This is a genomic window from Pseudoalteromonas sp. THAF3 (assembly GCF_009363775.1).
GTDB lineage: Bacteria > Pseudomonadota > Gammaproteobacteria > Enterobacterales > Alteromonadaceae > Pseudoalteromonas > Pseudoalteromonas ruthenica.
The window spans coordinates 1498514-1522509 of the sequence record NZ_CP045418.1 but is presented as its reverse complement, the minus strand read 5'-3'; the positions used below and the strand labels follow the sequence as shown (position 1 = coordinate 1522509).

Genomic DNA, 23996 nt, shown 5'->3' with positions numbered 1-23996 from the left:
GAAGGGCTTGCGCCCTTCCTAGACTCGACTAAAGCTTAGTCTTTTTGTGCATTTTTAAATGCAGCAGCCATAGCGTTTTCGAACTGAGGCTCATCTGCCTTCAGTTTCTCAAGCGCTTCTTTCTCTTCAGCTTCGTAAATCGCTTTTACAGAAAGGCTGATAGCGCGGTTCTTACGATCTACGCCAACAAACTTCGCTTCGATTTCGTCGCCTTCAGAAGCAACTGCAGTTGCATCTTCTACACGCTCTTGAGCGATGTCTGCTACACGGATGTAACCTTCAACGCCTTCAACAAGCTCAACTGTTGCACCTTTAGCATCAACAGCTGTCACTTTACCTTTAACAATAGCACCTTTTTTGTTTGCGTCTAGGTAGTTATTGAAAGGATCCGCTTCGATTTGCTTAACGCCTAGAGAGATACGCTCACGCTCTGGGTCAACTTGAAGAACGATAGCTGTGATCTCGTCACCTTTCTTGTATTCACGTACAGCTTCTTCGCCAGGCGTGTTCCAAGAAATATCAGATAGGTGTACAAGACCGTCGATGCCGCCTTCAAGACCGATGAAGATACCGAAGTCAGTGATTGACTTGATCTTACCAGTAACTTGGTCGCCTTTGTTGTTAAGACGCGCAAATTCCTGCCAAGGGTTCGCTTTACACTGCTTAAGACCTAGAGAAATACGACGACGCTCTTCGTCGATCTCTAGTACCATTACTTCAACAGTATCACCTAGTGATACCACTTTAGATGGGTGGATGTTCTTGTTAGTCCAATCCATCTCAGAAACGTGTACTAGACCTTCTACGCCTTCTTCGATTTCAACGAAGCAACCGTAGTCAGTTAGGTTAGTTACACGACCAGTTAGCTTAGCGCCTTCTGGGTAACGGTTAGCAATTTCTTGCCATGGATCTTCGCCAAGCTGCTTAAGACCTAGAGAAACACGTGTTTTCTCTTTGTCGAACTTAAGTACTTTAACGTTGATTTCGTCGCCAACATTTACGATTTCTGAAGGGTGCTTAACACGCTTCCACGCCATGTCAGTGATGTGTAGTAGACCGTCTACACCACCTAGATCTACGAACGCACCGTAATCGGTAAGGTTCTTAACGATACCTTTAACTTCTTGACCTTCAACAAGGTTAGCAAGTAGCTCTTCACGTTCAGCTGAGTTTTCAGACTCAATAACAGCACGACGTGAAACAACAACGTTGTTGCGTTTCTGGTCAAGCTTGATTACTTTGAACTCTAGCTCTTTACCTTCAAGGTGAGTGGTGTCACGTACTGGACGAACATCAACAAGTGAACCAGGTAGGAAGGCACGGATTGAATCTACTTCAACAGTGAAGCCGCCTTTAACCTTGCCATTGATAACACCAGTAACTGTTTCGTTTTCTTCACACGCTTTTTCAAGGCGAATCCACGCTTCGTGGCGCTTCGCTTTTTCACGAGAAAGAATAGTTTCACCGAAGCCGTCTTCGATAGCGTCTAGTGCTACATCTACTTCGTCACCAACGGCAACTTCTAGTTCACCAGCAGTATTTTTGAACTGCTCTGCAGGAATGGCACTTTCTGACTTTAGGCCAGCGTCTACAAGAACGATGTTGTTCTCGATAGAGATTACGGTACCTTTTACGATTGAGCCCTGTTGAGCTTCAAAATCCTGTAGGCTTTCTTCAAATAACTGCGCAAAATTTTCTGACATACTTAATACGTCTCTATAAGTTAAATTCTCCACATCGCGTCACTGCTCAGCGGGGTTATTAGTAAAACATCAGCATCCTGCCAATGTGAAATAAATTAGTCTTTTATACTCGTATGCGGGAGTTTGCCGGCTAAGACCGCATCTTCTAGGATCTTATTAACCTGAGCGAACACCTGTTCGGCATTGAGCTGCGTTGTATCAACAGTGATAGCATCATCCGCTGGCACAAGGGGTGCCACGCTGCGATTCATATCACGTTCGTCACGTGCTTTAATGTCCTCGAGTAGACCACCTAGTGTAACATCCAGGCCACGCTCCTTCAACTCTTTAAAACGGCGCTCGGCGCGCTCTTCGGCACTGGCAGTGAGGTAAATCTTCACCTCGGCATCGGGGAATACCACCGTGCCCATATCTCTGCCATCGGCGATTAAGCCGTTTTCGCTGCGAAATGCGCGTTGACGGCGCAGTAATGCTTCGCGTACACGCGGCAGCGCGGCAACTTTAGACGCCGCAGCGCCGACTTCTTCGTTGCGAATGCCATGGGTGACTTCTTCACCCTCAAGGATAATCTTGCTCGAGTCGGTCTCGTTATCAAATTCGAATTGCACATCTAAATTCGCCGCCAGAGGAACAAGGGCCTCTTCGCTATCTAGGGCTATTTGGTGGTGTAACGCGGCGAGCGCTAACACCCGGTAAATTGCACCACTATCAAGCACGTCCCAGCCTAATTTTTGTGCAAGTAAGCGACACACCGTACCCTTGCCTGAGCCACTTGGCCCATCAATGGTGATCACCGGCATTGATGCCTGCATTCAAACCTCCTGCATGCACAGCAAACATTAAAATCGGCGGTATTATACGCGAACTTTTCTGCAAATTCGCGTCATTACAGTAGTTTTTTAATATTGTTTTGTAACAGATCAAGTATCAGCCTGCTTGCGAAAAAGCGTAAACAGGCTGCAAAGGCTAGTACTGACTGACGTGTAACAGTGTATCAAAATAGGTAGGGAAAGTTTTCGCGGTGCAATTCGGGTCGTTAATAGTGACAGGCCACCCGCCCACAGCAACCAATGAAAAGCACATCGCGATACGATGGTCGTTATAAGTATCGATAGCGACATCATTAAGTTCTGTTACCGGGGTGATTTCGATATAGTCTTCGCCCTCTATGACCTCAGCGCCCAACTTCTTCAACTCGGTTGCCATTGCATGTAACCGGTCGGTTTCTTTGACTCGCCAATTATAGATATTACGAATTGCCGTTTTGCCCTTTGCAAACAGTGCGACTGTTGCCAGGGTCATTGCTGCATCAGGGATCGCATTGGCGTCAATGTCCACGCCTTTGAGTGTACCTTTGCGCACAACCAACTTGGTATCATACCAATCAATGTCAGCCCCCACCTGCTGCATAACCTTTGCAAAGCCGATATCTCCTTGTACACTTTGCGAGCCAACACCATGAATGGTGATTTCACCGCCAGCAATGGCTGCCGCCGCAACAAAATAAGATGCTGAGGAAGCGTCGCCTTCAACCATAATGCGCCCAGGGCTTTGGTATGTTTGTCCGCCTTTGACATAGAAGCGTTGATAATTGTCATGTTCAACATGGACGCCAAATTTCGCCATCACCCCAAGGGTGATATCTATATAGGGCTTAGAAACCAACTCACCTTTAATGCTGATGTTGGTATCCCCCTGAAACAGCGGGGCGGCCATCAATAAAGCGGTCAGAAACTGACTGGAAATACTGCCATCAATGCTTACTTCCCCCCCGCTGAGTCCTTGACCGTGAATCACCAACGGCGGATAGTGGCGCTGTTTGCTGTAGTGAATATCGGCTCCCAGTGACTGTAGCGCATCCACCAAGTGGCCAATCGGACGCTCTTCCATGCGCGGCTCGCCTGTCAGTGTGAAAGAGCCCGAAGTTGCTGCTAGCACCGCAGTCAGAGGTCGAAATGCGGTGCCCGCGTTACCGAGAAACAAGGCATCATCTGGGGTATCCAGTTCACCGCCCCGCCCATGCACCACAGCCTGTGTTTTATCATCGCTCAATTCAACCTTAACCCCTAAGGCCGAGAGCGCTGCAAGCATATGACGAATATCATCGCTATCGAGCAGGTTGGTCACTGTGGTGTTGCCCTGTGCAAGTGCTGCCAGCAATAAGATGCGGTTAGAAAGACTTTTTGAACCTGGGAGGGTGACCTCGCCATTGACGCCTTTGATTGGCGCTAATCGTAATGACTCCATCACCCATGCTCCTTGGCAAACTCATCCATAAAGGTCACTAGCGCCTCAATACCGACAACGGGCATGGCGTTGTAGATGCTCGCACGCATGCCGCCAACAAAACGATGCCCTTCTAACGCCAGTAAGCCCGCCTGTTTAGACAGTGCTAAGAAGCGCTCGTTATGGCGCTCGTCGTTCAACCAAAATGGTACATTCATCAATGAGCGGCAGGCTTTGTCCACTTTATTATTGTAAAACGAGGAGCTATCGATGTAATCATACAAGATGGCCGCTTTATTTTTATTATGGCGCTGCATAGCTGGCACACCACCGTGCTGCTCGAGATATTTAAATACTTCATCAGCCAGATACCAAGCGAAGGTCGGCGGCGTGTTATACATACTGCCTTGCTTGGCCTCCACCGCGTAATCCAGTATTCCTGGGCGCGGCAAACCTTGGCGCTCAAGCAGCGTCTTACGAACAATCACAATAGCAAGCCCTGAAGGACCAATATTTTTTTGCGCACCGGCGTAAATGACATCAAAGTCATCAACATTGATTTCCCGCGATAGAATCATCGACGACATATCGGCCACGATAGGCGCACTAGGGTGGCGAGGCACGTCAAATAATTCAACACCATCAATGGTTTCATTAGGGCAATAATGAATGTAGCTGGCTTTTTCAGGCAATGGCCATTGCGCCACCGGTGTTACGCCAAACTGACCATCACGGTCATCACGTACGTTCAGTTCAACCACATCGGTGTACTTACGCGCTTCTGTCGCCGCGCCGTCAGACCAAATACCGGTATTAACATACACCGCTGGTGCATCGTCCAAATGCAGATTCATTGGCACAGCGGCAAATTGACCACGACCGCCACCATGCATAAAGAGCACGGCAAAGTCATCGCTAATGTTCATTAACCGGCGCAACCGCGCCTCACACTGTTGCGCCATGGTTAAAAACGGTTCAGCTCGGTGACTCACTTCCATCACCGAGACTCCAAGATTTTGCCAATCTAAAAATTCACTCTGTGCCTTTTTCATAACCTCGGGTGGCAACATGGCAGGGCCTGCACAAAAGTTGTATACGCTCATTACTTCTATTTCCTCATTCCATATGCGCATGGATAACACCTAGGACGCTATGCACCACGATTAAGTGCTCGAAAGGTATTATCAACAAATAAAAAAAGCGGCCGAAGCCGCTTTCATATACTAAGAGATTTACTCAGGCGTGTCATCGCCTGCAGTGGGTGCCTGTGAATTTTCTGGCACCTCATTTTGCTCTATGTCGACTAGGTCTTCATCATCGATTTCTTCGATACGTTGTAACCCAACCACAGCCTCACCGTCAATGGTGCGGATCAAAATGACCCCCTGCGTGTTACGACCAACGCGAGACACTTCATTAACACGAGTACGTACTAAGGTGCCGCGATTAGAAATGATCATAATTTCATCATTGTCATCGACTTGCACCGCACCAACTACAGGGCCATTGCGCTCGCTCACTTTAATTGAGACCACGCCTTGTGTCGCTCGACTCTTAGCTGGATACTCTTCTAATGGTGTGCGTTTACCATAGCCATTCTCGGTCACGGTTAGGATAGCGCCATCCCCTTGCGGTACAATTAACGATACCACTTTGACGTCGTCTGGCATCTTGATGCCACGAACACCTGTCGCAGTACGACCCATAGGACGCAGAGCAAGCAGTTCTTCGCCCGTTTCAGGGTCGCGTTTAACTTCACCCGTTTCAGCATCGCGTTGTTTCTCATTGAAACGCACTACTTTGCCGTGCTCGGTAAATAGCATAATGTCGTCTTCACCAGTGGTGATACGTGCACCGATTAAGCTATCCCCTTCGTTCAGGTTAATCGCGATGATGCCGCTGGCGCGTTGACGGCTGTAGGCCGTCAGTGGCGTTTTCTTAACAACACCGCTGGCGGTCGCCATGACAATAAACTTGTCTTCTTCGTATTCACGCACAGGCAATATCGTGGTGATACGTTCATCAGCTTCGAGCGGTAGTAAGTTAACAATCGGCTTACCACGCGCTGCGCGGCTGGCAAGTGGCAACTGATAGACTTTCAGCCAATACAAACGCCCTGCGCTGGAGAAGCATAAAATGGTGTCGTGGGTATTGGCGACCAGTAAGCGCTCGATGAAATCTTCATCTTTCATCTTCGTTGCCGACTTACCCTTACCGCCTCGACGCTGGGCCTCATAATCACTCAAAGGCTGGTACTTAACATAGCCTTCATGGGACAAGGTCACCACCACATCTTCTTCGTTGATTAAATCTTCTAAGCTGATGTCGTGCGCCGCAGCACTGATTTCAGTACGACGCTCATCGCCATAGGTGTCTTTAATCAATACTAACTCGTCACGGATCACTTCCATCAAACGCTCAGGTGAACCGAGGATATGTAACAACTCAGCGATAAGCTCAAGTAGCTCTTGGTATTCATCAAGGATCTTACCGTGCTCTAGGCCTGTCAGCTTATGTAAGCGCAGCTCCAAAATAGCCTGAGCTTGGGGCTCTGATAGATAGTATTGACCATCGCGAATACCTAAACCATCAGCAAGCCAGTCTGGGCGCGCAGCATCATCACCGGCTTTTTCTAGCATGGCTTTTACGTTGCCGAGCTCCCACGGGCGAGATACTAACGCTTCTTTCGCCTCGGCCGGTGTTGGCGACTTACGGATCAGCTCAATGACCGGGTCGATATTCGCCAAAGCAATCGCAAGGCCTTCAAGGGTGTGTGCACGGTCACGGGCTTTACGTAAATCGTATACAGTCCGGCGAGTGACCACTTCACGACGATGAAGAATAAAGGCTTCAAGCATCTCTTTGAGGTTGAAACAACGTGGCTGATTGCCATCTAGGGCAACCATATTCATGCCAAACACTGTTTGCATTTGCGTTTGTGCATACAGGTTATTGAGGATAACTTCGCCGACTTCACCGCGTTTTACCTCGATAACAATGCGCATACCGTCTTTATCAGACTCATCACGCAGCGCACTGATCCCCTCAATCTTCTTGTCTTTAACCAGTTCGGCGATTTTTTCAATCAAGCGCGCTTTGTTAACCTGGTACGGGATTTCATGGACAACAATGGTTTCGCGCCCGGTTTTTTCATCCACTTCGACATCGGCACGAGCGCGGATATAAATCTTACCACGACCGGTTTTATAGGCCTGCTCAATGCCCTTTTTGCCATTGATAATAGCTGCAGTAGGGAAATCAGGACCAGGAATGTAGTCCATCAACTCTTCAATCGTGGTTTCCGGCTCTTTAATAAGCGCCAAACAACCATTGATCACTTCGGTGAGGTTATGCGGCGGTATGTTAGTCGCCATACCGACGGCAATACCCGAAGAACCATTGACGAGTAAGTTAGGCACTTTGGTCGGCAACACATCTGGGATTTGCTCGGTGCCGTCGTAGTTCGGCACAAAGTCTACAGTTTCTTTTTCTAAATCAGCCAGTAGCTCTTGTGATAGCTTCGCCATACGTACTTCGGTGTAACGCATCGCTGCCGCTGAGTCACCATCTACCGAGCCAAAGTTACCTTGACCATCAACAAGCATGTAACGCAAGGAGAATGGCTGTGCCATACGAACGATGGTGTCGTACACTGCACTGTCGCCATGGGGGTGGTATTTACCGATTACATCACCGACTACACGAGCCGATTTCTTATAGGGTTTATTCCAGTCATTGCGGAGTTCATTCATGGCAAACAACACACGACGGTGAACAGGCTTAAGCCCGTCACGCACATCGGGAAGCGCACGCCCTACAATTACACTCATAGCGTAATCGAGGTAGGAATTTTTTAACTCATCTTCAATATTAACCGGAAGGACTTCGTTGGCGAGATCAGTCATTGATTCCACTTTCCTTCTTCATTGACAGCCTCCGTCCCCAACAAAGTGAAGGAGAATCAGCGACTGTCATTTGTCGTTATTATCTGCGTTCATGCTATCACATTATTTTTGATTTTACAGGCGCTAAATCTTTGCGATTTGCGAAAATCCCCCCGTATAATGGCCTCATAAACACGAGGAAGTTTTATATGACCGAACATCAAAATGTAGACCACAGCGAGATAGCCAAATTTGAGGCCATTGCCGAACGTTGGTGGGATTTCGACGGCGAATTCAAACCACTACACGATATCAACCCTCTGCGACTGGATTTCATCGCCCAGCACGCACAAGGGCTGGCGCAAAAGCAGGCCGTAGATATAGGCTGCGGAGGTGGAATTTTAGCTGAAAGCATGGCCAAGCTCGGCGCCCAAGTCACGGGAATTGATATGGGCCAAGAGCCACTCAATGTAGCGAAGCTGCACGCGCTGGAGTCTGGGGTAAAAGTGGATTATCAGTTAAGCACTGCCGAAGCATTTAGCGAACACCACAGTGAACAGTTTGATGTGGTCACTTGTATGGAAATGCTTGAGCATGTGCCTGAACCCGAGTCGGTTATTGCCGCCGCCGCCCGCCTCGCTAAACCAGGAGCAAACGTGTATTTCTCTACGCTCAATAAAACCACTAAAGCCTATTTGCTGGCAATACTGGGAGCGGAGAAGGTGCTAAAAATGGTTCCTGAAGGCACGCACGACCATAGTAAGTTTATTCGCCCCTCGCAACTTATAGCATGGGCTGAGCAACAAGGGCTCAAAGTGCGTCACAGCGCCGGCTTAAGTTATAACCCGCTGACAAAACAATTTACCCTTAACAACGACGTTAGCGTTAACTATATATTGCACTTCGAAAAATTACTGTGATCGAAAATGATCCGCGTATTGTATTGGCAAATTCGCGGATGACGAATACACTATATCTGGTGGCTTGTTAATTTTTGAACACCAGATATAGTGATTTGAAATGATCGTCACGAATACAATTTAAGCGTATTGATGATAAAAAAATCAGTCGCTATCGGTACAAAAATTTCGTTTAAATTGTTTTTTTGGCGTTGATTTTCATCTAAATACAGCTTTAAAAATGCTATAAGGTTAACGATCACTAACCCCTTGTAGTTATCCACAGATTGTCAAGGTATGCGCCTCTTGCAAAAGCATCGCTACCCCACTATCTTGTGAGTCGCTGTGATGAAAACACCATATATAGTGTTTAAATCTTGGCCAATTAGGCCGTGCTTTAATCTGCTGTACTCATAAATAGGTGATAGCGAAGCACTATCCTGGCAGTAAAGTAACATCCGCTGGTGTAAATACGGGCGGCAACACGTATTTCTCAGCCGTGCGCTAAGACAACTAATTATAAATACGGGCAATAACTATGAACCAACAGCTATCTGTTAGTAAACGCGACGGACGTAAGGAAGCGCTGGATTTAGATAAAATCCATCGCGTTATTACTTGGGCGGCAGAAGGTCTGAATAATGTATCTGTCTCACAAGTTGAACTTAAGTCCCATATTCAGTTCTATGACGGTATCCGCACCGAAGACATTCATGAGACAATCATTAAGTCAGCAGCAGATCTGATCTCAAAAGACACTCCTGACTATCAGTTTTTGGCAGCTCGCCTTGCCATCTTTCATCTAAGAAAGAAAGCTTATGGCCAATTTGAGCCACCGAAGCTGTATGACCACGTAGTTAAGCTCGTTGAAGATAAACGCTACGATCAACATTTACTCACTGATTACACTCAGTCTGAGTTCGAGCAAATGGATGCCTTTATTGATCATAGCCGAGACTTAAACTTCAGCTACGCCGCAGTAAAGCAGTTGGAAGGTAAATACCTAGTCCAAAACCGTGTTACTGGCGACATTTACGAGAGCGCGCAATTTTTATATGTATTAGTGGCTGCCAGCTTATTCTCTGAATACCCAAAAGAAACGCGTCTTGACTATGTTAAGCGCTTTTACGATGCCGTTTCTACATTCAAAATTTCGTTGCCAACACCGATTATGTCGGGTGTGCGCACACCGACTCGTCAATTTAGCTCATGCGTACTGATTGAGTGTGACGATAGCCTAGATTCCATTAACGCGACTTCTTCTGCAATCGTTAAATACGTATCACAGCGTGCCGGTATTGGTATTAACGCCGGACGCATTCGTGCCCTAGGCAGCCCAATCCGTAACGGTGAAGCCTACCATACAGGTTGTATCCCATTTTATAAGCACTTCCAAACGGCAGTAAAAAGCTGCTCTCAAGGTGGGGTGCGCGGCGGCGCAGCCACACTCTTCTACCCACTGTGGCACTTGGAAGTGGAAAATCTGCTGGTCTTGAAGAATAACCGAGGTGTCGATGACAACCGGGTACGCCATCTAGATTATGGTGTGCAGTTTAATAAGCTGATGTATACCCGACTCATTAAAGACGGCCACATTACCTTATTCAGTCCATCGGATGTGCCAGGCTTGTACGATGCCTTTTTCGAAGACCAAGAAAAGTTCGAACAGCTTTATGTGCAGTACGAACAAGACGACAGTATTCGCAAAAAACGTATCAAGGCCATTGAGCTGTTTTCGATGTTTTTGCAAGAGCGTGCCAGCACTGGGCGCATCTATCTGCAAAACGTGGATCACTGTAATACTCACAGCCCGTTTGATGCTAAAGTCGCGCCTATTCGTCAATCTAATTTATGTTTAGAAATCGCGCTGCCGACTAAACCGATGAATAATGTTATGGACGAAGAAGGCGAAATTGCCTTGTGTACGCTATCGGCATTTAACCTCGGTGCTATCAATTCACTCGACGAGCTCGAAGAGCTGGCCGAACTAGGTGTCCGCGCCCTTGATAGCCTGTTGGATTACCAAGAGTACCCAGTTCCTGCTGCGTATAACGCCACCATGGGCCGCCGTACTTTGGGTATTGGCGTCATTAACTTTGCCTATTACTTAGCTAAAAATGGCAAACGTTATTCCGATGGCAGTGCCAACGCGCTAACACACAAAACTTTTGAGGCGATTCAATATTACTTAATGAAAGCGTCAAATGAGTTAGCGAAAGAAAAAGGCGCTTGTCCTAAGTTTAACGAAACAACCTATGCTCAAGGCGTTATGCCTATCGATACTTATAAGAAGGATCTCGATAGTGTATGTGACGAGCCGTTGCACCTTGATTGGGATGGACTACGCGAAAGCATTAAAACCCATGGTATGCGTAACTCGACGCTTTCAGCGTTAATGCCTTCAGAGACATCATCGCAAATTTCTAATGCCACGAACGGCATCGAGCCACCGCGTGGGCACATCAGCGTTAAAGCATCCAAAGACGGTATTTTGAAGCAGGTAGTGCCTGAATATGAGCGTTTGAAAGAGCAGTACGAGTTACTTTGGGATATCCCTTCTAACGATGGCTACCTGCAACTTGTTGGCATTATGCAGAAGTTCGTTGACCAAACGATTTCAGCCAATACCAACTATGATCCAAACAAGTTCGAAGGCGGTAAAGTACCTATGAAGTTACTGCTTAAAGACTTATTGACCGCGTACAAGCTTGGTGTCAAAACGTTGTACTACCATAACACTCGTGATGGTGCAGCTGACTCGCAAGACGAGCTTAAGCCAGAACAAGCCGATGACGGCTGTGAAGGCGGCGCGTGTAAAATATAATTACAGCATGCGGCTGTGTACAGCCGCATTCCTTTGTTGTTCTACCAAGTAGATTGAGACCCCACGACTATGTCATACACCACTTTTAGCCGTAATCATAACGACCAATTAAAAGAACCGATGTTTTTTGGGCAAACGGTGAATGTGTCACGTTACGACCAGCAGAAGTACCCTATTTTTGAGAAGTTAATTGAAAAGCAACTGTCTTTCTTTTGGCGCCCGGAAGAAGTGGATGTCAGCAAAGACCGTGTTGATTTTCAATCATTGCCCGATCATGAACGTCACATTTTCTTGAGTAACCTGAAATACCAAACCCTGCTAGACAGTGTTCAAGGGCGCTCACCCAACGTTGCCTTGCTACCTATCGTGTCACTGCCCGAGTTGGAAACCTGGATAGAAACATGGGCGTTCAGTGAGACCATTCACAGTCGCTCATACACTCATATCATTCGCAATGTAACGCAATCCCCTGAGCTTATTTTTGATGACATTGTCACCAATGACAAAATTAATGAACGTGCCGACGCGGTGACTCGTTACTATGATGACTTAATCCACTTAACATCAATTTATAACCTGTACGGCGAAGGTCAGCACACCGTCAACGGCGATGTCATCGATGTGAGTCTTTACGAGCTTAAGAAACGTTTGTATTTAGCGATGATGTCGGTGAATATTCTCGAAGCCATTCGCTTCTATGTGTCGTTTGCATGCTCGTTTGCGTTTGCAGAGCGTGAACTGATGGAAGGCAATGCGAAAATCATTAAGCTTATTGCACGTGATGAAGCCTTGCACCTCTCTGGCACGCAGCACATGCTCAATATTATGCAAGAAGGTAAGGACGACCCGCAAATGGCAGAGGTAGCAGCCGAGTGCCGCGAACAAGCCATTGCGATGTTTGTCGATGCAGCGCAACAAGAAAAAGAGTGGGCTGAATATCTCTTCAAAGATGGCTCTATGATAGGGCTCAACAAAGACATTCTCTGTCAGTACGTTGAGTACATTACCAATGTGCGTATGAGCGCGGTGGGCTTGCCAACTCAATTTGAAACTCAAAGCAATCCGATCCCATGGATCAATGCTTGGTTGGTATCTGATAACGTGCAAGTTGCTCCGCAGGAAGCGGAAATCAGCTCTTACTTAGTTGGCCAAATCGATTCGCAAGTGGATGCTAACGACTTTGGTGACTTTGACCTTTAATATAAGCGGGGCCCCTTTGGCCCCTACTTTTCCTCATCGTGTCTAACAAACCCGCTATAATCACACTTAATGGCCAAGCCCTGCTTCACCCAGAGCAGAGCCCCAGCTTGTTGCATAGCCTAGAAAGCCAAGGTGTCGATGCGCCATATCAATGCCGTGAAGGGTTTTGCGGCGCTTGTCGAGCCAAGCTATGTCAAGGCAGCGTGGTGTATCGCCACGAGCCGCTTGCTTTTATTCGTGATGGTGAAATATTACTGTGTTGCTCCACCCCTGAAGGTGACATTACAATAAGTTTTGACGACTAGAACCAACTCACCTGCAGTGCTGAACGAACAAATACCTCGTTGGCAGTAATACTGATTTCATCACTGTCAACACTCACATGCCATGCCAAAGAGCGCGCCAACATGGCCTCTAGGCGCTCAATAAAAGCGTTTTCGATAGCAATTAGCTCAACTCGCTGATGTGCTAGTAACCAGTGCTGTAGCTCACTATCAACTGGCAGTACGGTGATCACATACAATTGTTGAGCCTCGCGATACAGCTTATTTAAGACCTTAATATCACCTGTGAACACTTCGATAACCAGCTCATAATCATCGAAATCATTTTTGGCATAAACATCACGCTGTGGTTTTTCACGGGCGTCACATAACGTAAGGTCATGGCGATAAGCAAATAAGCAAAATCCAAGCAGTCGTAGGATAAAGTGGTGTAGGGATTCGTTATCTCGCCGCGCGGTTGTAAAATGCTCATTCAATTGGCAGTGATGAACGTTATCATTAATTGTAAAGTGTGCTTTAAACACCCTTCCTTTATCGCTCATAAGTCCCGCTTCCTGATCCATGATACTTAGTAAGTATAGAGCAAGGCGCTGAGTAACAACGAATAAACTCGAGGTTATAGTATAACATTGTTGAGTTTATTGATTTGCTAATGTTATATTATAGCCAATGTCAGTAACTGGAAGTATTCTTATGTTCAAACCTGCGCCTCTTTCTCTCACTATTGCCGCGCTACTGAGTGCGCCCAATGCGCTCGCGGGCACTGTGACCGGAACCGTTATCGACCCTCAACAGCAACCCATCGAAAACGTTATTGTCCACTACCATGGTAAACAGCAAAGCGTTCGTACCAATGCCAATGGTGAGTTCTCAATCACCCTAGATTCAGCGGGCGAGCTACATTTCAGTAAAGACGACTATATTGATAAGCGCGTGGCGGTCAATGAGCAAGACCAAACGGTTCAAGTCAACCTTACCCCCTCCGCAATTGAAACCGTTGTTGTTTACGCTTCGGGACTGGATAAAAATAACCTCGACATGGTATCGCCAGTATCTGTACTGAGCGGCGATGCACTGCGTGATAGCGCGCAACCAACATTGGGTGAGACCCTCAAAGGGATCCCAGGCATTAACGCCAGTTATTTCGGCCCTGTTTCATCGAGCCCTATCATTCGTGGTTTAGATGGCCCACGTGTAAAGATCACTCAAAATGGTTTAGACAGCAGTGATGCCTCTCGCGTCGGTCCGGATCATGCTGTGACCACCGAGTCTATTGCTGCTGAGCAAATAGAAGTACTTCGTGGCCCAGCTACGTTGTTGTATGGCTCTGGTGCTATCGGTGGTGTAGTGAACGTCGTTGATAACCGTATCCCCACCGATCGTATTGAGGGTTACGAAGGAGCGGCTGAATACAGCCATGATACCGTATCGACTACCAACACCTATGCGGGTAAATTTGCAGCGGGTCACGATGGCTTTAATGTCCATGTCGATGGCACTGACCGTGTTGGTCATGATTATGAGACTCCACGTTTTTACACCCAAGAGCATGAGGGCGAATTAGAGCCTCACGATAAAGTGGATAATACCTTTATCGATAGTGCCACGGTTAATTTAGGCACCAGTTACGTTGCCGATCATTGGACCCTTGGTTTGTCTTATGGCCGTATTGAGAGCGACTACGGAATTCCAGCCCACTCTCATGACCATCACGATCATGAAGAGCACGGACACGATGAACATGGCCATGAAGATCATGGACACGAGGATGAGCATGACGGTCACGATGAACATGCCGGCGAAGAGCAAGCCCACAATGTATTTGCGCGCGTTGAGCAAGACCGCTGGCAAGCGTTAGCAAGTTACTCATTCCACGACAGTATCATAGAAACACTGAGCGTTCGCGCAGGTTACACAGATTACCGACACGCTGAAGTGGAAGAGCAGACAATCGGTACCTTATTCGAAAATACCACCCATGAAGCACGCATCAATGCCAAGCATCGCGTTGGTCAATGGCACGGTACATTGGGCTATCACTACACTGACTCTGACTATGCAGCTTCGGGTGCCGAAGCCTTTACACCTGCGACAGAAACGCAAGTACACGCCCTGTACTTGCTGGAAGAGCGTGAATTTGGTGACTGGACATTAGAGCTTGGTGCTCGCGTCGAAGATTACAGTTTGTCTAGCGATATAGCTGGTACATCAGATCATGAAGATGAACATGACAGTCATGACCATGAACAAGAGCATCATGATGAGCACCTCGAAGACCCAGAGCTTATCGCTTACGAGTATGATGAGACAAACATGAGCTTTTCATTAGGTGGGATTTGGCAGTACCAAGAAGGTTACAGTTTAGCTGTCAGTTTATCTCATTCTGAGCGTGCTCCACTAACGGCTGAGCTGCTATCTAATGGTGAGCATATCGCAACATCAACGTACGAGTTAGGTCTTGCTTATGATATAGAAGACGGTGAGGCGCACTTTAACGGCCAAAATGTGCAACAAGAAGTGGCAAACAACATTGATGTCAGCTGGCGTAAATACATCGGTGATTTTGGCGTTAACCTAAGTGTGTTCTATAACGACGTTGAAAACTTCTATTACCAACAAGATACTGGCTTGGTATATGAGCATGATGAAGGCTTCATTGCTGCACAGCTTGGCGATGAAGACGCCATGACAGTGTATCAATATCAGTCTCAAGACGCCGAACTTTATGGCTTCGAGTTAGATATGCACTACCAAATTAGCCAGCAATGGCGTATTAAGGGCTTTGCCGACTCGGTCAGCGCAAAACTCGATAACGGTGAGTATATTCCTCGTATTCCTGCCGCCAAGCTTGGTACCCAGCTTGATTACACCCTACAAAATTGGGACTTAGCACTTAAGGCCACGCACTATCTTGAACAAGATGATACTGCCGCCTCAGAAACGGTCACCGACGCTTATACCTTAGTTGACTTCACCGTTGACTATAACTTCGCCGTGGGGTCGTTTGATGGCGTGGCTTACATGCAATTAAATAACCTGACTGATGAGCTTGGCTTTGTTCATAGCTCCTTTATAAAAGAGCAAGCTCCGTTACCTGGGCGTAATCTGCGTCTCGGTATTCGCGCTTACTTCTAATTCGGTTAGACATAAAAAAAGCCCGCATTTGCGGGCTTTTTTTATGTTTGTAACCTTAACCGTGTTTACGGCGCCAGCCTAGCAGCGGTAACGCCAATAAGGCGAGCCAACCTAGACTTCCGCTTTGACGCTCGTAGGTTTCTGCAGCCTCAGGTGGGCACTCTTCAACCTCACCGCCGGCGATAGGAGTGAGTTTCACTGGTTTGGCTACACTCTCGTATAGCGTCTCACCATCACTATCGACCTCCACTTCACCGAAAGAATTCAACTTAGGTTCGGTTTTAGTAGCAACACCATAAATGATGTTGTCATCATCAATGGCCGTTGCTTCAGCGAAGGTATACGGATAATTGCTTTCACCATCAACGTCATAGCACGGCAATAAATCATTAATATTAGCGATTTTGTCATCACCTAAGGTGTAGATGAAGCCTTCACGACGACGACTGCCTGAGTTAACAACATCGACTTCACCTTCGCCGACAATGACGCCCTGCTCGTTTATGTCACGGCCCACTGAGCTTGAACTGGTAAAGTAGTCTGTCGGGAACACTGTGGTGCCCGTTTCAATGTTATGGTAGAAGAACTTGGTCGTGCGTCGCCCTTCGATGTTTTTGGTGGCGTAGCCGGTGACGATGCCATTATCAGTAATCGCCGTTGCCTTACCAGAGTACCAATCATCTTCTTGGTCGATGATTTCTAGTACTTCACCATCTTTAAACAGGGCTGGCAGGGTATTAATGCGATTATCGTTGTTATTATCACGGATATGTGAATAACCAACGGCAATTCCTTGTGCATTAACGGCCAACGCCGTAGAGACGAATGCACTGTTTTCGTCTTCTTCAATGCTCAACCCTAAACCAAGGTTCTTTGTATCAACCACATTTAAATCTGCATCCAAGGTCCACAACGTGGCTCGGCGGTCATACAAACCGTTGCGGGTATTGCTGGCGCTGCGATTTTCGATTTCCCAAACGCACACCGCAACCGGCTCATCTTCACCGTCGCAGCGATCGTCATAGTTATCTTGGCGATCTTCAGGCACCCCAGTTGAGCTGTCACCAACCACATAGTAACCGCCATCAGGGCGCATAACGATATCATTCGCTGTCCCTTGACCGCCGTATAAATCGCTGATCACTGGCAAGGTGACTACCGTGCCATCGACACCTACAACCACCCCGCGAGAGCGAAAATCGCGCACAAAATAGGTTTGCGCCTCATCATCGCCACTCGGCGTGAATTCTATTTGTTCATAAGGTGCTGATGACCACCCTGCGCGCACTCCATCTTCACTGATAGCGTTATATAAGTTGGCGACGCTGCGCGTCAAACCGTCGTAATGATCGCTTTGCTCGTCTAATAACACCTGCTCTGTTGCTGGGCTCGGTGTAAAGTTTACAGCCACGCTATCAGCAATTTTCTGCCAGTTGGCATCGCTGTTAACACTAGATGTTGATAGGAAGCTGAGCATAAAACGATGCGCATCAGCATTGAGGTTACCTGCTTCGATATCGTCCAAGGTAAAGGTAATTTCTTTATCAATGGCTTCGAACTGACTACGCTCCCAATCATCGTATGCGTTGGTGATCTGGCTATCGCTAAAGTCTATGTAACTAACATCGATTGGAAGATTGTATACACCACGAGCTTGGCCAATAACCTCGCCATTATTATTAGCATCAGTAACGTAATGGTGTTTCGCAATATCTAAGGTACTCAGCTCCTCCACCTGATAAACGGCACCATGGACATGGGCGCTCAAGCCGGTAAGAATGCTCAATGCGACTAAGGATTTTTTCATGTTCTTCCCTACTACTGATTTTGTAATTCTTCGAGTTCTTCCCAACGGGCGAACGCAGCTTCAAGCTTCGACTCAAGCTCGGCCAATTGGTTCAATTTAGCGCTGGTAGTTTCGTTATCTTGCTTAAAAAAGTCACTACTATTGACCTCTTGTTGCAATGTGTCAATAGCTTGCTCAAACTGTTCCACCTGCTCAGGTAAGGTTTCGAGTTCGCGCTTATGCTTATAAGACAGCTTATTACTGGATTTAGGCTTGCTCGTTTTGCTCTGCGCTTGTTGCTGTTCGGCCTCGGCACTGGCTTTACGCTGCGCCTCTAGTGCCGCCAACTGCTGGGCGCGATAAGCTTCATAATCGCTGTAACCGCCCACCACTTCGGTGATTTTACCATTGCCGTCAAATCCCCATACGCTGGAACAGGTGTTATCGATAAACTCCCGGTCGTGACTAACAATCAACACCGTGCCTTGATATTGGTTAACAATATCTTCTAATAGCTCGAGTGTTTCAATATCAAGGTCGTTAGTCGGCTCATCGAGTACCAATACATTCGATGGCTGCAAGAAAATTTTCGCTAGTAACAGGCGGTTCTTTTCTCCCCCAGAGAGCGCCTTCACTGGCGTGCGAGCGCGCTTAGGGGGGAATAGAAAGTCTTGCAAGTAACCCAGGACATGGCGTGAGCGCCCGCCTACATTGACTTCCTGCTTACCGTCCGCGACGTTGTCTTGCACGCTTGCCTCTTCATCAAGCTTGGCACGGTATTGGTCAAAATAAGCTATTTCTAAATTAACGCCCTGTTTAAGTTGTCCTTTGGTGCTTTGCAACTGCCCAAATAGTAGCTTCAACAAGGTCGTTTTGCCGACCCCATTAGGGCCGACGAGGCCAACACGGTCACCACGCATCAATAACGTGGAAAAGTCATCAACTATCACTTTGTCACCAAAGGCATGGCATAAATGCTTGGCCTCGGCAACTAACTTGCCTGAACGTGCTGCGGTTTCAATATTTAAATCAACTTTGCCGACTTGCTCTACCCGTTGTTTACGTTCTTGTCGCAGTGCTTTAAGCGCGCGTACGCGGCCTTCATTACGGGTCCGTCGCGCCTTAATGCCTTGGCGGATCCACGCCTCTTCTTCTGCCAGCTTTTTATCAAACTCGGCGTTTTGCTGTTCTTGCACTTTTAAATCGTGAGCTTTGCGCTCTAGGTAAGTTGCATAATCCCCTGGGTATGAGACCAACTGGCCACGGTCCAAATCGAGAATGCGGGTGGCTAAGGCGCGGATAAAGGCACGGTCATGCGAAATAAAGATAATCGCACCTTTAAACTCTTTCAAAAATTGCTCTAACCACTTAACCGATGCGACATCAAGGTGGTTGGTGGGCTCATCCAATAGCAGTAAATCGGGTTCACCAACCAGGGCTTTCGCCAATGCCACTTTACGCAACCACCCTCCTGAAAGAGTGGCTAATTGCGCGTCTGCATCTAATTCTAATTGCCCCAGTACGAGCTTAATTTTGGAATCAAATCGCCAGCCATCTTGGGCTTCGATATCGGCAGAAATACTTGCCAGACGCGACAATGCTTTTTCATCATCGGCATGCTCAGCAAGCTGTGCGTTTAAGGCATGAAACTCTTTAAGTAATTTAGCAACGGTGGGCAGGCCATCGGCCACATAGTCGAATACGCTGCCCTCACTATCACGGGGCGGATCTTGCTCTAGGCGCGCGATTTTAAGCTCACCTACCTGATTAATGTCACCATCATCAAGGATTACATCACCGCTAAGGACTTTTAAAAAAGTCGATTTTCCGGCGCCGTTACGGCCAACGACACACACACGCTCGCCCTGCTCGATAACGGCATTGGCACCGTCAAGTAACGGATGAGTTCCATAGGCCAACTGGCCGTTTGTTATTCTAATAAGGTCCATACTGCTCTATCAATTGATTGATTGCCTGCTGGTCAAAAGGCCATCCCAGCTCGGCCTCGGGTCGATGTGCCAACGCCATAACGGGAATACGCACTTGGTAGGCGCTAAGCCACTCGGGATCATCGATGATGTCACGCAATTCAATAGCACTCACTTGTGGATGCTGCGCCAACATTACTTGCGCTTGCTCGCACAGGTGACACCCTTCGGTGTGATATAACACCACCTTAGCCACGGCGAATGATCCAGGCATTGTGAATATGTTTGTTACGGGCAAAATCTGCAGACTGCGTCTGCTCAGTGATATTTTCAACAACCAAGCCTTGTAAAGCCAGTGCGTCTTCGTCCATCTTAAAACCACGTTTATTGTTCGAAAACACTAAGGTGCCATTTTTTGCCAATAACTTAGCTGTGTCTACCAATAGGCTGACATGGTCACGCTGTACATCAAAGCTTTCCTTCATGCGTTTTGAGTTTGAAAAGGTTGGCGGGTCGAGAAAAATAACATCGTACTCACCGCGCGTACGTTTTACCCACTCTAAACAATTGCCATGCTCAAAACGATAGCGCGGGCTCTTTAATTTATTCAATGCGAAGTTACGCTGCGCCCATTGCAGATAGGTTTTCGACATATCCACGGTGGTCACTGATTTAGCTCCGCCCAGCGCCGCTTGCACCGAGGCTGTGCCTGTATAGGCAAATAGGTTCAGCACCCGTTGATCTTTGGCGATATCACGAATGTACTTACGCGCCAAACGGTGATCGAGGAAAATACCGGTATCAAGATAGTCATATAAATTCACCTCAAACAGCGCGCCATACTCGCTAATCACTTGGGTGCGACCTTGATTCGCTTGCGCTTGGTATTGACTGTCACCTTTTTGCCGCTGTCGCACTTTCAAGGCAACATTAGCTGGCGCCAGCGACAGCGTCTCACAGGTTAACATTAATACATCCTGCAGACGTTTCTGGGCGACGCTCTCATCGATGTTCTTTGGCGCAGCATACTCGTAGATCACCGCACTATCTGGATAGACATCCACGGCGACATTGTATTCAGGAATATCGGCATCATAAATACGATAAGCGGTGATTTGCTCTTGCTTGAGCCACTTTTTCAGACCCTGACGGTTCTTTTTCAGGCGATTGGCAAAGGCCACCGACTGCTCAAAATGCAGTGGTGTTTTATCCCCTTTATGCCCTTGGGTCTGCTCTTCGGTAATGTCGTACAGTGCCAATACCGTATCGATGGGGCCATTTTTAAACTTGTATTGCTTGTGCTTAACTAATTTAAACAACTTCAGTAGCTCTGCATCACTCACTAGCAAAGCGCTGCGCCAGTGGCAAAAGCCCTGTTTGAGTTGATGCCCCAGCTGGCGGTACAGGGCCAAAATTTCGGCCATCGATCCCAAGCGTTCACCGTAAGGTAAGTTCGCAATGACCACACCGGGGCGTTTACACGGCGCCTTCATATTGGCCAAATCACCTGTGTCAAAATCGATATACTCAGCGACTTCGGCGCGCGTAGCATTGTCTTTAGCCTTGGCAATGACGTTGGGGTTAATATCATGACCAATGAGCCAAGGTTTAGCGCTGTCGTTAATCTCATCGCGCAGCGATTGCTTTAATTCTTTAAATTTGACCGCTCGGTGACTGGGTAAACGTTCAAAGGCAAACTGCTCACGTTGCAAACCCGGAGCAATGTTTTTTGCCATTAGCGCCGCTTCAATGAGTAAGGTGCCAGAGCCACAGGTGGGATCAAACAGCGGTTGCGTGGTGTCATCTAGCCAGCCACTGCGCATAATCAACGCGGCCGCTAGGTTTTCTTTTAAGGGAGCTTTGCCCTGAGCGCTTCGGTATCCACGCTGTGAAAGACGAGGACCTGAATAATCAATGTACAGCGTCAGCTTATCACGGTTGAGTTTGGCAACCACCCTTACATCAGGGTGCTCTTTGCTGACATTTGGGCGGCGCTCGTATAAGTCGTGGAAGTAATCACAAATTGCGTCTTTTATAACAAGGCCACCAAACTGACTGTTTTTCAGCTGGCGGTTAGTGCCATTAAACTCCACGGCAAAAGACTGATCCGGCCCAAAATACTCTTGCCAAGGCTGAAAGCGGGCAAAATTATATAACGCGGTTTTGTCTTCAACACCACTGCCCTGTTGCAATTGCAGCATGACCCGAGTAGCAAGGCGCGTCGTTAAACAAATGCGTTGAGCAGTAAGGCTATCAGCACTGAACTCCACCGCGCCAACACGCTGTTTTTGTACTTCGGCGCCAAGCGCGCTGAGCTCTTGCTCGAGTAACTGTTCAATGCCTATGGAAGTAAGGGCAACAAATTGCAAAGTGACTATCCTATCTCGTAAATTCGCCGAGATTGTATCATAGCCGAGGAAGGTTAAGCGCGCTTTTGTTGGTTCTGAGCGGATAAAATAGGATGAATTCGGTTGTTCAGTACCTTGATAACCTCAAACTGTTTTAGGCTAAGATTTTCATCAAGTGCGAAGTGTGGTTCCAAGCACAAACAAACACTGGCGCCATCGGCACAATCAACAATGAGAAACTGGCCGCTTTGGCACTGTGAAGTAAGGCTAACAATGGCTTCTTGATTGATATCTCGGCCGGTGTATGGCGCAAAAAACCAACTTTTAGCGAGCACAGGCTTAAGATAGTGTTTTACCGCTGTAGCGTTAAGTGCTATTTGACAAATCTGCGCATCACTCCACAGATTAAACGTACTTAGATACTCGCCCACTTGCTTATAAAAGTCGGCGTCAAGGAGGTTAAATTGGGGCTCACTCAAGGCTTCATCCGTCAGCTGGCGCAGCTTATAGGGCGTGCAAAACTGCATCTCTCCCATATCGAGCACTAAGCGATTTTGCTCACTCGAAATTTGCCATTGCCAATGTCGTTGTGCCTGTAACATGTTGCCCTCTAAATCCGTAAAAGCCTTTGTACACCTACCTTATAACTTTGGATTATAGCGTTAGTTGATCCCATGTAAAATAGATTCTAAGAATATTTTATGAGGGATCAAACACTAACATAACTGATCCTTATAAGGCGCGAACGATCCTTTTCACTAAAGCTGGGCCTTCATAGATAAAGCCGGTATACACTTGCAGTAGATCAGCACCGCCATCAAGCTTTTCCTTGGCGGCTTCGGCACTGTCTATGCCACCGACACCGATAATAGGTAACCGCCCTTGCGATAACCGTTTGATCTCTTTAATAACTTCTAGAGACTTAGCCCGCACCGGGCGTCCTGATAGGCCGCCAGCCTCATCGGCATATTGCAAACCCGCGACAGCGCTGCGCTCTAAGGTGGTATTAGTCGCAATCACCCCGTCAATGTGGTTGTTCAATAACGATTGGGTGACCTGCTCGACTTGAACACTGTCTAAATCCGGTGCAACCTTGACCAGCATCGGGACTTGTTTATGGTGTTTGGCTGCCAAGTCTAGCTGTTCATTTTTCAAACTCGATAACAAGTCATCGAGCGCTTCGCCGTATTGCAAGTCACGCAGCCCTGGGGTATTTGGCGAAGAAATGTTAACGGTTATATACGAGGCATGTTCAAAGACTTTACGCATACAATGGATATAGTCGTCCTTGCCCTGCTCATTAGGCGTGTCTTTGTTTTTACCTATGTTGATCCCTAAGATGCCATCATAATTGGCGGCTTTGACATTCGCCACTAAGTTATCAACGCCTTTGTTGTTGAACCCCATACGGTTGATCACCGCATGTTGCTCTGGCAAACGGAAAATGCGCGGCTTGTCATTTCCTTGCTGAGGTCGCGGAGTTACCGTACCCACCTCAATAAAACCAAACCCCATCTGAGCAAAGGCTTCAATGCATTCGGCATTTTTATCTAATCCAGCCGCCAACCCCACGGGGTTTTTAAATTCAAGGCCAAGGAAATTAACCGGTTTGTCTGGAACTGATTGGGACCACGCCATGGATAAGGGCGTGTTGGCATAGCGGCTTAAATTAGACAATGCGAAGTCATGCGCCCACTCAGCGTCTTTAGTGAACATAAACCGACGCGCTAAATCATAAAACATGGAACCCCCAAAAAATACCCCAGACAAAAGCTGGGG

General features: G+C 47.4%; 17 protein-coding genes. 5 read left to right on the top strand and 12 right to left on the bottom strand.

All coding sequences use genetic code 11. The features are described from left to right. Positions 1-35 precede the first annotated feature (35 nt). From rpsA to gyrA, 5 genes are all read right to left on the bottom strand, one after another. Entirely contained in the window at positions 36-1703 is a 1668-nt protein-coding gene (gene rpsA, locus FIU82_RS06975) for a 30S ribosomal protein S1 (RefSeq protein WP_152440684.1), read from the bottom strand. Positions 1704-1798: 95 nt separating this feature from the next. Continuing rightward, positions 1799-2515: a (d)CMP kinase gene (cmk, locus tag FIU82_RS06970; protein WP_045978732.1), complete on the bottom strand. Its 717-nt coding sequence runs from the start codon at positions 2513-2515 to the stop codon at positions 1799-1801. A gap of 154 nt (positions 2516-2669) precedes the next feature. Continuing rightward, positions 2670-3950, bottom strand: a complete 1281-nt coding sequence (gene aroA / locus FIU82_RS06965) for a 3-phosphoshikimate 1-carboxyvinyltransferase (RefSeq protein WP_152440683.1) — start codon at positions 3948-3950, stop codon at positions 2670-2672. Next, positions 3950-5032: a 3-phosphoserine/phosphohydroxythreonine transaminase gene (gene serC / locus FIU82_RS06960; RefSeq protein ID WP_152441472.1), complete on the bottom strand. Its 1083-nt coding sequence runs from the start codon at positions 5030-5032 to the stop codon at positions 3950-3952. The genes aroA and serC overlap by 1 nt, the downstream gene beginning before the upstream one ends. A gap of 129 nt (positions 5033-5161) precedes the next feature. Continuing rightward, on the bottom strand, positions 5162-7834 hold the full coding sequence (gene gyrA / locus FIU82_RS06955) for a DNA gyrase subunit A (RefSeq protein ID WP_022943832.1): 2673 nt from the start codon (positions 7832-7834) through the stop codon (positions 5162-5164). Positions 7835-8022: 188 nt separating this feature from the next. Here gyrA and ubiG point away from each other — a divergent pair, with 188 nt between their 5' ends. From ubiG to yfaE, 4 genes are all read left to right on the top strand, one after another. Further along, positions 8023-8733, top strand: coding sequence for a bifunctional 2-polyprenyl-6-hydroxyphenol methylase/3-demethylubiquinol 3-O-methyltransferase UbiG (ubiG, locus tag FIU82_RS06950; RefSeq protein WP_151172837.1), 711 nt, complete (start codon positions 8023-8025; stop codon positions 8731-8733). A 517-nt stretch (positions 8734-9250) separates the two neighbouring features. Further along, a complete protein-coding gene (gene nrdA / locus FIU82_RS06945) occupies positions 9251-11536 on the top strand; it encodes a class 1a ribonucleoside-diphosphate reductase subunit alpha (protein ID WP_045978728.1) in 2286 nt (761 codons plus the stop codon). Positions 11537-11605: 69 nt separating this feature from the next. Further along, entirely contained in the window at positions 11606-12736 is a 1131-nt protein-coding gene (gene nrdB, locus FIU82_RS06940) for a class Ia ribonucleoside-diphosphate reductase subunit beta (protein ID WP_022943828.1), read from the top strand. A gap of 56 nt (positions 12737-12792) precedes the next feature. Then, positions 12793-13041, top strand: coding sequence for a class I ribonucleotide reductase maintenance protein YfaE (yfaE, locus tag FIU82_RS06935; protein WP_239384271.1), 249 nt, complete (start codon positions 12793-12795; stop codon positions 13039-13041). On the opposite strand, the gene FIU82_RS06930 is transcribed toward yfaE, so the two are convergent. Then, positions 13038-13562 carry a YaeQ family protein gene (locus FIU82_RS06930; protein WP_138508393.1) on the bottom strand — a complete coding sequence of 175 codons (525 nt, stop codon included), beginning with the start codon at positions 13560-13562 and terminating at the stop codon, positions 13038-13040. The two genes, yfaE and FIU82_RS06930, sit on opposite strands and share 4 nt — an antisense overlap. 151 nt (positions 13563-13713) lie before the next feature. On the opposite strand from FIU82_RS06930, the gene FIU82_RS06925 reads away from it, so the two are divergent. Further along, on the top strand, positions 13714-16155 hold the full coding sequence (locus tag FIU82_RS06925) for a TonB-dependent receptor (RefSeq protein ID WP_152440680.1): 2442 nt from the start codon (positions 13714-13716) through the stop codon (positions 16153-16155). 55 nt (positions 16156-16210) lie between these two features. Here FIU82_RS06925 and FIU82_RS06920 read toward each other — a convergent pair whose 3' ends face one another. The 6 genes from FIU82_RS06920 to pyrD form a co-directional block, all read right to left on the bottom strand. Continuing rightward, entirely contained in the window at positions 16211-17962 is a 1752-nt protein-coding gene (locus FIU82_RS06920; protein WP_138508391.1) for a DUF3466 family protein, read from the bottom strand. Between the two features lie 11 nt (positions 17963-17973). Next, entirely contained in the window at positions 17974-19890 is a 1917-nt protein-coding gene (locus FIU82_RS06915) for an ABC transporter ATP-binding protein (RefSeq protein WP_138547216.1), read from the bottom strand. After that, positions 19877-20143, bottom strand: a complete 267-nt coding sequence (locus tag FIU82_RS06910) for a glutaredoxin family protein (protein WP_152440679.1) — start codon at positions 20141-20143, stop codon at positions 19877-19879. The genes FIU82_RS06915 and FIU82_RS06910 overlap by 14 nt, the downstream gene beginning before the upstream one ends. Next, a complete protein-coding gene (rlmKL, locus tag FIU82_RS06905; protein ID WP_152440678.1) occupies positions 20118-22238 on the bottom strand; it encodes a bifunctional 23S rRNA (guanine(2069)-N(7))-methyltransferase RlmK/23S rRNA (guanine(2445)-N(2))-methyltransferase RlmL in 2121 nt (706 codons plus the stop codon). The genes FIU82_RS06910 and rlmKL overlap by 26 nt, the downstream gene beginning before the upstream one ends. A gap of 53 nt (positions 22239-22291) precedes the next feature. Further along, positions 22292-22819 (bottom strand): cell division protein ZapC domain-containing protein, encoded by a 528-nt coding sequence (locus FIU82_RS06900; RefSeq protein WP_022943964.1) that lies wholly within the window; start codon positions 22817-22819, stop codon positions 22292-22294. 130 nt (positions 22820-22949) lie between these two features. After that, positions 22950-23960, bottom strand: a complete 1011-nt coding sequence (gene pyrD, locus FIU82_RS06895) for a quinone-dependent dihydroorotate dehydrogenase (protein ID WP_022943965.1) — start codon at positions 23958-23960, stop codon at positions 22950-22952. Positions 23961-23996 lie beyond the last annotated feature (36 nt).